A 12,278-nucleotide genomic window follows, 5' to 3' on the forward strand; every position below is an offset into this window, starting at 1 on the left:
GTGCTTTCCCCAGTGCCGGCTCTGATGGATATCAGAGCCTTTTTTGTGCCTTAGATCTGACAATCAGAAGCTGAGAATCGCTAGCACATCAGGATTTGTATAATCTGATTTTTCTCAACATAATCAAGGACGATATATGATCAAGCAAGTTGGCGCGACAGTCATTCAACCGGTACATAAGTTGAGTTGTCATTGCGGGGCGGTGGAGCTGGCATTGACGTTGCCAAACGGAATCGAGAAACCTCGTCGGTGCGATTGCTCTATCTGTCTCCGTAAAGGCGCGATCGTAGGATCGGTGAAACTGGCCAATCTTCAATTGGTGAAAGGCGAGGAGAGCCTGACACGCTATCAGTTCAATACGCATACGGCGCAGCACTTCTTTTGCAGTGTATGTGGGATTTATACGCATCATCAGCGCCGCTCAGATCCCAGTGAATACGGCTACAACATCGGCTGTCTGGAAGGGGTGAATCCTTATCAACTTGGCGAGGTTGTGGTCAACGATGGTGTGAATCATCCCGCTGACCAATAAAAAAACCGATGCGTTCGCATCGGCTTTTTTTAAGACGGTGTTCAGGCTTCCTGAGCCTGATTCGGTTCAGTCTGTTTATTACCTAACAATCGACTGGTGATAGTACCGGCCGTCATGGAGCCTGATACGTTGAGCGCGGTACGCGCCATATCAATCAAAGGTTCGATGGAGATCAGCAATGCTGCAATCGTAACAGGCAGGCCCATCGCAGGCAGAACAATCAGCGCCGCAAAGGTGGCGCCGCCGCCCACACCAGCAATACCGAATGAGCTGATGGTGATGATAGCCACCAATGACAGAATGAAATTGATGTCCATTGGATTGATGCCGACGCTCGGTGCCACCATTACCGCCAGCATAGCAGGATAAATACCGGCACAACCGTTTTGACCTATGGTGGCACCAAATGACGCTGACAGGTTAGCAATAGCCGGTGGTACATTCAGTTTGGTGATCTGAGCTTCCACGTTCAACGGAATGGTCGCGGCAGAGCTGCGAGACGTAAATGCGAACGTCAGAACAGGCCAGATTTTCTGGAAGTACTCTTTCGGGTTCACGCCAAAAAAGGCAACCAGCACGCCATGCACGACGAACATTAGAGCAATAGCGACGTAAGACGCCACAATAAAACCAATCAGGTTGAGGATATCTGCTGCGCTGGACGTTGCGACCACTTTCGCCATTAATGCGGCGATACCGTAAGGGGTAAGCGCGATGATCATTTTAACCAGACGCATCACGATAGACTGAATGGCTTCAATGAACGTGCGAATCGGGGTTTCCAGTTCTTGTTTTTCGCCCATCACTTTGCGTGCAGCAATACCAGTGAGTACGCCGAAAATCACCACTGCAATGATTGAGGTTGAGCGTGCGCCGGTTAAGTCCGCAAACGGGTTGGTTGGAATAAAGCTCAGCAGCATCTGAGGAATCGTCAGATCACTAACGCTGTCGGCTCGGCTTTCCAGTACCGCAATACGGGCTGTTTCACGTGCACCTTCGGTAAGACCTTCCGCCGTTAACCCGAATGTGTGCGTGATCGCGATACCGATCAAGGCGGAAATCGCGGTTGTGATCAGCAGTACGGAAATCGTCAGAGCAGAAATCTTACCCAGCGAACCGCCTTTTTCCAGCTTAACCACGGCCGCAATCATAGACACCAGTACCAGTGGCATGATGATCATTTTCAATAGGCCGACGTAACCGCTGCCTACAATGCCCACCCATTGCAATGTTTGTGCGATGACCACACTGCCTTCGCCAAAAAGCAACTGCAGCGCCAGACCAAATAAACTACCGAAAATAAGACCCAGCAGCACTAGTCGGGAAAGTGTAGTGTGTTCTTTCTGTTGTTGACCAAACAGGAAGAAAAGGATACCGACAAATACTGCCAATGAAGCGATAACCGCAACTGACATAAAGAACCCTTAATTTGATGGATGTGTTGGAAGTGAATTGACACGAAATTGAGGGTAAAGATAACGATTTGCTTATAAAGAGAAAAAGACCAAATCCCTATGAGTTAGAACGGATAGTTATCAATGCTAACAATTGGGTGGATTTTAGTCATAAACCCTGTAAATAAGGCCACTTATTGGTATTTATTGAGCAAATGTCGTATGGCATTAGAATCTAGAATCGTGATACCTCGCCCCATAGGCTCGTAGATGGCGTACAGCATCGCTTTGGCCACTTTCTCTGCGTCGATGGGAACAAAGTTAGCCAAACGTCCTCTCATTACGGGTTTGAGGGCAGACAAAACGGTCTGAACAACTGTTTCGTCGGTTCTTGGTTGATCGCGCAGTCCGCGTAAAGGGCCGGGGCGGGCGATCACCAGTTGATCGAAGCCCATTTCTGAGAGGACCGCTTCCATTCGGCCTTTGCATTTTAGGTAGTGGGAGGGAGAGCGGGCATTGGCCCCGTAACTGGATATCACGGCAAGTCGTTTGACTCCCAGTGTTTTCATCGACTTCGCCACTTCGCGCACTAACTCGAAATCGACAGAGGCGAGCGCTTTCTTTGAACCGGCTTGTTTGCGAGTACTGCCTAGGCAGATAAAGCCCAGAGTTGGAGAAGCCTTATCGGCTTCCCATTCGGTGATTCTCAGATAAGGATCCTGAATAAGTTCCAGCTTGTTGTGATAATACGGCAAGGGTTTACGGCTGAGCGCGTAAAGCTTCGCGATCGGTGCATGGTCGAGCAACAGTTTAGTCAGTTCTCCCCCGACTAAACCCGTGCCACCGGCAATGATTGCAACCTGATTGTCTCCATTTATCGCCATAACGCTCATCTCATCAGTACTGATGCAAATATGGTATACGTGAAGTGAACAATACGCTATGACTCAACGCAAAAGGCCTCATTATTGAGGCCTTTTTTGCATCGTTTGTGAATTAGGTAATGGATAGTGGGACGGTCTTTTGTTTCTTTTTATTGCTGTGTTGATTCGCCGGTTTGGTCTTTTGAGGGCGTTGATTGGCAAACATACAAACCTCCTCGATTCTGAATGCAATACCACCGAGTGTTGGGTGATTCCTAGAGCATTTATGGTGCCACGGTTATGACGGTTGAGTATTTAGATGGGTTGAGGTTTTCCCAAACCAGAACCTGTATCTGAAAAATCTGGAGTTCTTTGAGTATCTTTACTAATAGTTGATAGGACAATGATTCGTCAATGCAATCTAAGTTTGCAACATGCTTCAAAATACACTGCTAGTCCTGAGTGTCAGGAAAGGCCACATGCAGATGTAAACCTCTCAGGATGTGATATGAATATCGATGTAACCACACTTGCTCCAACACAAATCTACCATCTGATGACCCAAACGGTGATCCCACGACCGATTGCATGGGTGCTGACAGACTCCGGGCAGCAGTCGTTAAACTTGGCGCCGTTTTCGTACTTCACCGCGATATCCAGTCAGCCTCCCTTGCTGATGATTTCGGTCGGAAAGAAGTCCACGGGTGTTGTGAAAGACACCACACGCAATGCACTGGAAACAGGAAAACTGGTCATCCACATTGCCGATGTCGACTTGGCTCAACAAGTGACGGCGTCATCCGCACCGCTGGCGCATGGCGAGTCTGAAATAGCGCTCACCGGGGTGGATCTGACTGAATTCGAGGGGTTTGAATTACCCCGGGTGGCGTCTTGCCCGGTTGCATTTGGATGCGCTTTGTATGAAGTCAAAGAAATCGGGGATACGCCGCAGAGCCTGATATTTGCTCAGATTGAGCAAATATACATACGTCAGGAGGTGATTGATGAGCGCACTGACCGTCTCAAAGTCGATGCGCTAAAGGTTAACCCATTGTCCAGGTTGGGTGGCAGTGAGTATGCGACCCTAGAGCGAACTTTTTCGATTAAACGGCCAGAATAGCGAAGCGGGGGCCATCCTGTGGAGTTTGACGCAAATCTAATTATGGGATTTGATTCGAGTGATATTTCTACTATTTACCGAGTGGTAACTGAGTAATTAAACGTTTATATTGGCTGCTACTCTTTTTATCTCAGTGACTTAACCCATGCTTGATCGTTCCTATTCTGCATTTATTCAACATCGTATCGACCAAAAAACGAAACCACCAGGGGCGTTAGGTGCGCTCGAGCGACTGGCTCACCAACTGGCGTTGATTCAGAGTCAGGGTAAAGCAAATGCAGTCACCGAGATTCAGGTCCATAACCCTATTGTACTTGTGTTTGCCGGTGATCATGGTGTGGCGGACGAGGGCGTCAGTATCGCGCCCAGCGCAGTCACATCGCAGATGGTAGAGAACTTTCTCGCGGGTGGCGCGGCGATTAACTGCTTCTGCCGCGTGAACCAGGTAGCGATGAAAGTTATTGACTGCGGTATTCTGATCCCGGTTGACCGCTCATCTGAAGCATTGGTATCGCAACGTTTGGGCGATCGTACGCACAATTTTGCTCACCAGTCGGCCATGTCTGTCCAGCAAGTGGAAGAAGGGTTGAAGTTAGGCGCCAGCGTGGTTCAGAAAGTGATCGACAAAGGCTCGAATTTAGTCATGTTTGGCGAAATGGGGATTGGTAACACCAGTAGCGCTGCCGCAATTTTGGCTGCGTTATCGGGACGGGACGTGGAGTTCTGCGTTGGCCGCGGGACCGGGATAGATGACGCGCAGTTTCATAAGAAGCTGTCCGTCGTCGGACAAGGGGTCGCTCGCTGCGATGATCTCTCGGTAAAGAATGTATTGTCTGAAGTCGGTGGATACGAAATCGTGCAGATGGTGGGCGCGTTTCTCGGTGCGTACAAGCGTCGTGTGCCTGTGATTGTCGACGGGTTTATTGTCACAGCGGCAGCCTACGTTGCGTCTTTGGTCGAACCTGAGTGTCGTGAATATATGATTTTTGCTCACAAATCCCACGAATCTGGCCACAAGTATTTGCTAGAAGAGCTTAACGCTCAGCCACTACTGGACTTGGAGCTTCGCCTGGGTGAGGGTACCGGGGCGGTGTTGGCGGTACCATTAGTGCAAGCAGCGGCCGAGTTTTATAACACCATGGCCAGCTTTGAAGACGCGGGAGTGACTGTGCCATGATCTCTCGTATACACGAGCAGTATCAGTTGTTCTGTCTGGCTCTGAGCTTTTTCTCGCGCTTACCGATCCCGTCATCCACACCGTATTCTGAAGAGCGGATGAATCGCGCCGGCCGTTACTTCGCGTTGGTTGGGGCGTTGCTGGGGCTACTCTGCGCATTGGTGTTTGGATGGCTGTCGCTGTTCCTGCCGGGTCATATCGCAGTCCTGCTGACCATGGTGTTTAGTTTGCTCCTCACAGGCGCGTTTCATGAAGACGGGTTGACCGACATGGCAGATGGTATCGGAGGCGGTATGACTCACGAACGCCGTTTGGCGATCATGAAAGACAGTCGTATCGGGACCTACGGTGCGGTAACATTGGCCATGGCTTTACTGGCGAAGTATGCGCTGTTGACTGCGTTGGTTGCCCACACCTCACTGCTGATGGTGTGGGTACTGGCTTACACGCTCAGTCGTACGGTGGCGGCCAGTCTGATTTACGATATGGATTACGTCAGTGACCGTGAGACCAGTAAATCCAAGCCTCTGGCCAGCAAACAGACGAAAGGCGAGTTGCGGTTTCTGATTCTGTGCGGCGTATTGCCTTGCCTGTGGTTTTCCCCGGTTGTAGCGCTGAGCCTTATTTTGTCTGTTGTGGCGCTTCGTTTTAGTTTTAAGTCCTGGCTTATCAAACGAATCGGTGGTTTTACGGGGGATTGTCTGGGCGCAGCTCAGCAATTGACTGAGCTGTGGATCTATTTGCTGTTGGTCGCGTTTGCGCACAATGGCTGGCTTATCGAAGCTGGATTGGTATGAGTGTACATCTGATTTTAGGCGGCGCGCGATCGGGCAAATCGTCGCACGCAGAGCAGTGGGTCAGGCAGGTTTCCACTCAGTTCCAGCGGGGAGAGGTGTCCCGACCATTGCATTACGTTGCGACGGCGATTGCGTTTGATGATGAGATGAAGACGCGAATCGAACATCATCGACACTCTCGTGGTGTGGGATGGGTGGAACATGAAGCGCCCTTGGCGTTGGCCGAGCTGCTGAAACGATTTCAGGCCGACGATGTGGTGTTGGTCGATTGCCTGACGTTGTGGCTGAACAATGTGATTTTTAATCATGGCGATATGGCTAGGGCAGACGACATTCATGATGCAGTGAACACTCTGGTTGACGTATTAAGCGCGTCTTCGGCGTATCTCTGTTTAGTCTCGAACGAAGTCGGTCTTGGTGTCGTACCGATGGGGCAAGTGTCTCGCCTGTTTGTCGATCACGCTGGCTGGATGAATCAGCGTATTGCCGCGATCGCTGATCGGGTTGATTTTGTCGCAGCGGGTTTACCAATGAGATTGAAAGGATAAACGATGAAAGTGCTGAATTTCTATTTACTTCGTCATGGTAAAACACTCGGGCAATCGGCTCTGAACGGCAGAACCGACGTCGGGGTCGATTTGGCCGTTCAGCACCGAATTCGTGACCGAATGGTGGAAAAGGAACTACCGATAACCCACATTGTGAGCTCTCCATTACAGCGCTGTGCACAAGTGGCGACTTTACTTCATGAACGGCTGGATAATGTACCGCTAAACCTTGATGCCGCGTTTCAGGAAATGGACTTCGGTGACTACGACGGTGTCGCTTTTGAAAAGCTGGACGATAAATGGCAGGAGCTCGAAGCATTCTGGTACGACCCGGCAGACCGCCCGCTTCCCAATGGAGAAAGCCTAGCCGAGTTTCATCAACGCGTTACTCAGGCGTGGGATAAACTGGTCGATACGGCGCACGGGGATACACTTCTTATTTGCCACGGCGGGACGATACGTATCATACTGGCTCATATACTTAACTTGGACTGGAAAAACCCGGCGTGGTATTCACAATTGAATATTGCCAACCAGTCGCTCTCTCACGTACAAATTTCAGTAACGGACTCGCGCTTTGCCAGCGTAAAAACGATTGGTGAAGTGCTTTAAGCATGACATTAGGACAACCTATGACAACGCCAAGTTGGAACCTCACGATTGCCTATCAAGGCTTGGACGATCCCAAAATCACGCAAGACATTCAACTTATCGAGCAGTGCATTACCGTGCTCAAACAACACAGCGACCAGCGTGACTCTGTGTCCGTCGTACAAAACGCCATTCAAACCTCCGAAGCCGCCGGGAAACTGCTGGCCACGATCAATACGTTTGCAACCTGCCATGCTTCCGTCGATGCCACCAACGCGCAGGCCAAGTCTCTGACCGGAAAAATGGCGAAACTGAGCTCGGATCTTTCGCAAGCTTACAGCCCGTATGAAAATACGCTGACTTACGCCGACGATGAGTTCATTCGTCAGGTGCTGGACCACGATAGCGGTGATATTTATGGTCAGGCCTTTGGCATAGAAAGCCTGCGTAAGTTGGCAGATGTGATGTTGCCAGTAGAACAAGAGCAGCTGATTTCAGCACTGGAAGTGGATGGCCGAGATGCGTGGGGAAGACTCTACGATAACCTGACTGGCTCGCTACAGGTCACGCTTGAATTGCCTGACGGACAGAATGAAACCATGGGGTTCTCTCAGGCAGCGAGCATACTCTACGGTGGTGAATTTGATAAGCAGGAACCGGCGTGGCGTGGTATTCAAAAAGCCATGGCAACGCATCAGGAAAGTTTCGCATCGATTCTCAATGCGTTGTCGGGCTGGAGACTAACGGAATACGCGAAACGTTCTTATCAGCGTGAGATGCATTTTCTTGAGCCTGCGCTACATGAGAGTTGTATTGAACCTGAAACGCTGGATGCCATGATGTCAGTGGCGCACCAGCAACGCAGTATTGGCCAGAAAGCCGGGCAACTGATGGCTCAGGTTTATGGGCTGGACTCGATGAAACCGTGGAATCACATGGCGGCGATGCCGTCACTGACCGGTTCTGAGCCTAAAGTGTACTCTTTTGATGAAGCTATTGAGGTTATCAAAACCGCGTTTGCGCAAGTGCATCCGGAAATGTCAGACTTCGTACAGATGATGGTTGATAATGGTTGGATTGACGCTTCACCGAGTGACAACCGTCGTTTGGGCGCGTACTGCACCAAATTCGCCGCAACCCGATCGCCTTTGGTTTTCATGACATGGGGAGGAAGCCGCTCCGATCTTCTGACGCTGGCTCATGAACTTGGGCACGCTTTCCACAATTGGGTCATGCGGGATATGCCACTGTGCCAGACACGGTATCCGATGACGTTGGCTGAGACCGCCTCGATCTTTGCTGAGAATATCGTCCGTGATACTTTGCTCAGTCAGGCCGAAACGCGTGAAGAGCAGTTGGAAATGTTGTGGGAAGAGCTCTCCTCCTGTTATGCGCTCACGATCAATATTCCGGTGCGGTTTGAGTTTGAGAAAGCTCTGTACGAGCAACGTCAGTCTGGAGAATTTAGCGCCAGCCAGTTGTGCGAACTGATGAGCCAATCCTGGAAAGTGTGGTACGGGGAATCGATGGACGAAACGGATCCTTATTTCTGGGCCAGCAAACTGCATTTCAGTATTTCGGAAATCAGCTTTTACAACTACCCGTACCTGTTTGGCTATCTCTTCAGTGGCGGCGTTTACGCGCAACGCGAGGCAAAAGGCGACCAGTTTTATGCCGATTACGTTGCGTTGCTCCGCGACACCGGCAGTATGATGGCAGAAGAGGTAGTGCAAAAGCACCTGGGCATGGACCTGACCAAGCCCGATTTCTGGCAACAGAGTTTTGCGCGCGTCAAAGAAAAAATTGATCGCTTTGAACAACTGCTAGCGCAATGATTTAGTGGTAGAATATGCGGAATATGAGCCGAGCGGTGATGCTCGGCTTAATTTTGTGCAGAGTGTGAATGGATTTACAGGCAGAGACAGGTTTTCTGTCGATAAGTGAGATCATTTCAACATAAATCGTCCGTACAATTCATTAACATACCGCTGTGCAATAAAGGAGTAGCGCATGACGAAATCCCTCTTTCGCCAATCTTTTCTTTTTGACAGCCTCGACTTAGAACACGAAATGCTCCCGGGCGAGCAAACGTCAGCTTCCGGAGTGACACTGAAACTGCACCAACGTGGTGTGCTGGAAGTGATTCCTCAGCATGTCGGGTCTGAGACCAAAAACATTATTATCTCGTGTGGTGTTCATGGCGATGAAACCGCACCCATGGAGCTGGCCGATAAGATTATCGAAGATATTCAAACCGGTTTTCAGCCTGTCACTGAACGTTGTCTGTTTATTGTTGCGCACCCGGAAGCCACCAATAATCACACGCGTTTTATCGAGCAAAACCTCAACCGCTTGTTTGACGACAAAGAGCATGAGCCGTCGAAAGAGACCACGATTGCAGACAATCTGAAATCGGTGGTGTCGGACTTCTATGCCGGAACAGAGCCAGAAACCCGTTGGCATCTGGACTTACACTGCGCCATTCGTTTGTCCAAGCATTACACTTTTGCGGTGAGCCCGAAAACCCGCCATCCGGTGCGCAGCAAAGCCTTGTTTGATTTCGTTGAAAGCGGCCATGTGGAAGCGGTGTTGTTGTCCAATGCACCATCCAGTACCTTCAGTTGGTACAGCGCTGAAAACTTCGGCGCACAAGCATTGACGATGGAACTGGGGCGTGTGGCTCGCATCGGGGAAAATGATCTCGAGAAATTGGTGGCCTTTGATCTGGCGTTACGTGATTTGGTGGCCTCTGCCAAAGCGGAACACTTGCCTAAACGAACCATTATGTATCGTGTCAGCCGTACGTTGGTGCGCCTGCATGACGATTTCGACTTTATGTTCGATGATCAGGTTGAAAACTTTACCGCATTTAAGCACGGAGAAGTGTTTGGTCATGATGGCGATAAGCCGCTGATGGCGAAAAATGAGGGTGAGGCGATCGTGTTCCCGAACCGTCATGTCGCAATCGGTCAGCGTGCAGCACTGATGGTGTGTGAAGTCGCGACACGTTACGAAGACGATCAACTGGTCTACGATTAACCTGAGACCGACTTAGATTCGCTTTCTATTTGAATGGCTTAACGGTATCGTTAAGCCATTCTTTTTGTTTATACACAAATACCGATGCTTTGATGGATTTCAATCAGCTTCTTCGAGTTAAACGCCAGCGTTGGCAGCGCAGCGCCACTTTTTTCATTGCCGGATTGATCTTGTTCAGTTTTGGCTATTTGATGGTGGGGGAAGTGTTCATCTCGCCCTTCGCCGAATGGTCAGCACTGGACCAACAATTAGTCATGCAACTGCGCTTGCCTCGTTTGCTGGCTGCCGTTGCAATCGGGGCTTCACTGGCGGTTTCCGGCGCGGTGCTACAGGTGCTGCTGGGCAATGTGCTGGCTGAGCCGGGCGTACTTGGAATATCCGGTGGCGCCAGCCTTGCCATGGTTCTGGTGTTGTTTTTTCTGCCGTGGGCAGCAACGCCAGTTGGATTCATGCTGGCGGCAGTGATGGGATCTCTGGTTTTTACCCTTCTGCTTGTGTCGATGGCCAAAGCGATGAAACTGACCACCACCCGTTTGCTGCTGGTGGGGGTGGCACTGGGGATTTTGTCCGGCGCGGTGGTCACCTGGGCATTCTATTTCAGTGACAACCTGAGCTTACGTCAGTTGATGTACTGGCTGATGGGCAGTATCGGTGGTGCAACCTGGTATCAACATACGTTAACCATAATGCTGATTCCTTTTGTGCTGTGGCTGTGTTGCCAAGGCAACGTGCTAGACAAACTCATGTTGGGTGAATTGCATGCTAAGCAGTTAGGGGTAGACGTGAATGCCATTCGCTGGAAGCTTATTCTTGCTGTGTCGGTACTGGTGGGTGGCGCTGTGGCCCTTGGCGGCGTGATCGGCTTTGTGGGGTTGGTCGTGCCGCACTTATTGCGTTTGGCCCTGGGGACAGAGAACCGCTATCTGATCCCACTTTCGGCTCTCTTTGGTGCATTGCTGCTGGTGATTGCAGACTTAGTCGCCAGAACCGCGCTCAATGCCGCAGAACTGCCGCTCGGTGTCGTAACCACGACCATAGGCGCGCCGGTATTTATCTGGATGTTGGTGCGAAATCATGATGCCTAACGACGACTTACGCTAAGTGTGCGGGCAAGCGCTAAAAAGGTTACCTTGAGGTAACCTTTGTGCGTTTTAGTTGGCGAAAATGGTTTCCATGTCGTTGACCATTTTAGTCAGCGTACATTTTTCCAGCGCGATTTGACGTGCTTTTTCTGCGAAACGGGTACGCAGCGTACGGTCATCCAACAGACGCTCAATGGCTTTTGCCAGATCATCGCTGTCTCGAATGTTAACGATCAGGCCATTTTGCTCATGCTGAATCAACTCCGTCACGCTGCCAACGTCGGTAGCGATGACCGGAAGTTGGCACAGCATGGCTTGCATCATTGCCTGAGGAAGCCCTTCAAAACCGTACGAGGGAAGGCAGAAAACGTCCATTGCCTGTAAATAAGGTACCACGTTGTCCAACTCACCAGTAAAGGTGACAGGATAGTGAAGGGACGGAACGCGGGGTTCAATCTCAGCGCGTTTAGGGCCATCACCGACAATGACAAGATGAAAATCATCCCGCTTGAGTTTTTGCAGTGCATCGACCAAGGTCTCATGACCTTTCCAGGAGCGCATTTTAGCAACAATACCGATCACCATCTTATCAGTAGGCAAATTGACTGCTTGCTTACTTTTTAGAATATCCTGAGTAGGAAGGAAATGCAGTTCATCACTTCCGGTTGGTACGGATTGAATTTTCTCCAGAGGAATCTTGTTTTCACGATTCAACTGTTCTCTCAGTCTTTCACCGGCTGTGACAATAAAATCACACCCCTGATTGTAGAGCCAAAGTGTCGATTTATTATTTTTAACTGAAGTGGAAATATGTCGCGTACGAACAACTTTCGGTTTATTTCGACAAAATATCAAGCTCACTGCAACGAGCCAACTGTCCGTTGAGCTGTGCGTATTAATAACATCGAAGTGGTGTGATGAAAGATACTTATACATGCTAAAAAGGCCGGAAAACGATTTTCTCCGGATGGGAAGAGCGACGGCGGGAACTCCGCGCTTTTGAGCATTTTCAAATAGCGCGGAGTCTTGCGGGCAGGCGATCACCACTTCATGACCTCTCTCTATCATGCCTAACGATTCGTTGAGCACTCGGATACCCTGGCCACCCCAGCCGTTTACGGATTCTGTATGAAGT

The 12,278-nt window shown here is 50.2% G+C and carries 12 protein-coding genes; 9 read left to right on the forward strand and 3 right to left on the reverse strand.

The genetic code is table 11. The annotated features are described in order from the left end of the window. Positions 1–136 precede the first annotated feature (136 nt). The gene (locus tag CAG65_RS15410) at positions 137–532 is read left to right on the forward strand and encodes a GFA family protein (protein WP_161454216.1); all 396 of its coding nucleotides are present in this window, start codon (positions 137–139) and stop codon (positions 530–532) included. Between the two features lie 41 nt (positions 533–573). Here the strand turns inward: CAG65_RS15410 and CAG65_RS15415 are convergent, their stop codons facing one another. Together CAG65_RS15415 and CAG65_RS15420 are read right to left on the reverse strand one after the other, a co-directional pair. Beyond that, positions 574–1,947, reverse strand: coding sequence for an L-cystine transporter (locus tag CAG65_RS15415; protein WP_161454217.1), 1,374 nt, complete (start codon positions 1,945–1,947; stop codon positions 574–576). 173 nt (positions 1,948–2,120) lie between these two features. Beyond that, entirely contained in the window at positions 2,121–2,810 is a 690-nt protein-coding gene (locus CAG65_RS15420) for an NAD(P)H-binding protein (RefSeq protein WP_021705527.1), read from the reverse strand. Between the two features lie 487 nt (positions 2,811–3,297). On the opposite strand from CAG65_RS15420, the gene CAG65_RS15425 reads away from it, so the two are divergent. The 8 genes from CAG65_RS15425 to btuC all read left to right on the forward strand — a co-directional run bounded on the left by CAG65_RS15425 (position 3,298) and on the right by btuC (position 11,146). Then, the gene (locus CAG65_RS15425; RefSeq protein WP_161454218.1) at positions 3,298–3,909 is read left to right on the forward strand and encodes a flavin reductase family protein; all 612 of its coding nucleotides are present in this window, start codon (positions 3,298–3,300) and stop codon (positions 3,907–3,909) included. A gap of 145 nt (positions 3,910–4,054) precedes the next feature. Then, positions 4,055–5,086 (forward strand): nicotinate-nucleotide--dimethylbenzimidazole phosphoribosyltransferase, encoded by a 1,032-nt coding sequence (cobT, locus tag CAG65_RS15430; RefSeq protein ID WP_161454219.1) that lies wholly within the window; start codon positions 4,055–4,057, stop codon positions 5,084–5,086. Next, complete coding sequence (locus tag CAG65_RS15435; RefSeq protein ID WP_161454220.1) at positions 5,083–5,883, forward strand: adenosylcobinamide-GDP ribazoletransferase; 801 nt, start codon at positions 5,083–5,085, stop codon at positions 5,881–5,883. The genes cobT and CAG65_RS15435 overlap by 4 nt, the downstream gene beginning before the upstream one ends. After that, positions 5,880–6,431 (forward strand): bifunctional adenosylcobinamide kinase/adenosylcobinamide-phosphate guanylyltransferase, encoded by a 552-nt coding sequence (gene cobU, locus CAG65_RS15440; RefSeq protein WP_161454221.1) that lies wholly within the window; start codon positions 5,880–5,882, stop codon positions 6,429–6,431. The genes CAG65_RS15435 and cobU overlap by 4 nt, the downstream gene beginning before the upstream one ends. A gap of 3 nt (positions 6,432–6,434) precedes the next feature. Continuing rightward, complete coding sequence (locus CAG65_RS15445) at positions 6,435–7,043, forward strand: histidine phosphatase family protein (protein WP_161454222.1); 609 nt, start codon at positions 6,435–6,437, stop codon at positions 7,041–7,043. Positions 7,044–7,063: 20 nt separating this feature from the next. Continuing rightward, positions 7,064–8,857 (forward strand): M3 family oligoendopeptidase, encoded by a 1,794-nt coding sequence (locus CAG65_RS15450; protein WP_161454223.1) that lies wholly within the window; start codon positions 7,064–7,066, stop codon positions 8,855–8,857. Between the two features lie 175 nt (positions 8,858–9,032). Continuing rightward, positions 9,033–10,061 carry a succinylglutamate desuccinylase gene (locus CAG65_RS15455; protein ID WP_161454224.1) on the forward strand — a complete coding sequence of 343 codons (1,029 nt, stop codon included), beginning with the start codon at positions 9,033–9,035 and terminating at the stop codon, positions 10,059–10,061. Between the two features lie 92 nt (positions 10,062–10,153). Further along, the gene (gene btuC / locus CAG65_RS15460; RefSeq protein WP_161454225.1) at positions 10,154–11,146 is read left to right on the forward strand and encodes a vitamin B12 ABC transporter permease BtuC; all 993 of its coding nucleotides are present in this window, start codon (positions 10,154–10,156) and stop codon (positions 11,144–11,146) included. 66 nt (positions 11,147–11,212) lie between these two features. Here btuC and CAG65_RS15465 read toward each other — a convergent pair. Beyond that, the coding region (locus CAG65_RS15465; protein WP_161454226.1) for a glycosyltransferase family 4 protein at positions 11,213–12,278 on the reverse strand (1,066 nt) is incomplete at its 5' end.

The sequence above is a fragment of the Vibrio sp. V39_P1S14PM300 genome, assembly GCF_009904765.1.
Lineage (GTDB): Bacteria > Pseudomonadota > Gammaproteobacteria > Enterobacterales > Vibrionaceae > Vibrio > Vibrio proteolyticus.

Bases quoted from the DNA above. Each gene is read 5' to 3' on its own strand.
- CAG65_RS15420 (WP_021705527.1), bottom strand. From the start codon at position 2,810: ATGGCGATAAATGGAGACAATCAGGTTGCAATCATTGCCGGTGGCACG.
- CAG65_RS15410 (WP_161454216.1), top strand. From the start codon at position 137: ATGATCAAGCAAGTTGGCGCGACAGTCATTCAACCGGTACATAAGTTG.
- btuC (WP_161454225.1), top strand. From the start codon at position 10,154: ATGGATTTCAATCAGCTTCTTCGAGTTAAACGCCAGCGTTGGCAGCGC.
- CAG65_RS15450 (WP_161454223.1), top strand. From the start codon at position 7,064: ATGACAACGCCAAGTTGGAACCTCACGATTGCCTATCAAGGCTTGGAC.
- CAG65_RS15445 (WP_161454222.1), top strand. From the start codon at position 6,435: ATGAAAGTGCTGAATTTCTATTTACTTCGTCATGGTAAAACACTCGGG.
- CAG65_RS15455 (WP_161454224.1), top strand. From the start codon at position 9,033: ATGACGAAATCCCTCTTTCGCCAATCTTTTCTTTTTGACAGCCTCGAC.
- cobU (WP_161454221.1), top strand. From the start codon at position 5,880: ATGAGTGTACATCTGATTTTAGGCGGCGCGCGATCGGGCAAATCGTCG.
- CAG65_RS15425 (WP_161454218.1), top strand. From the start codon at position 3,298: ATGAATATCGATGTAACCACACTTGCTCCAACACAAATCTACCATCTG.
- CAG65_RS15435 (WP_161454220.1), top strand. From the start codon at position 5,083: ATGATCTCTCGTATACACGAGCAGTATCAGTTGTTCTGTCTGGCTCTG.
- cobT (WP_161454219.1), top strand. From the start codon at position 4,055: ATGCTTGATCGTTCCTATTCTGCATTTATTCAACATCGTATCGACCAA.
- CAG65_RS15415 (WP_161454217.1), bottom strand. From the start codon at position 1,947: ATGTCAGTTGCGGTTATCGCTTCATTGGCAGTATTTGTCGGTATCCTT.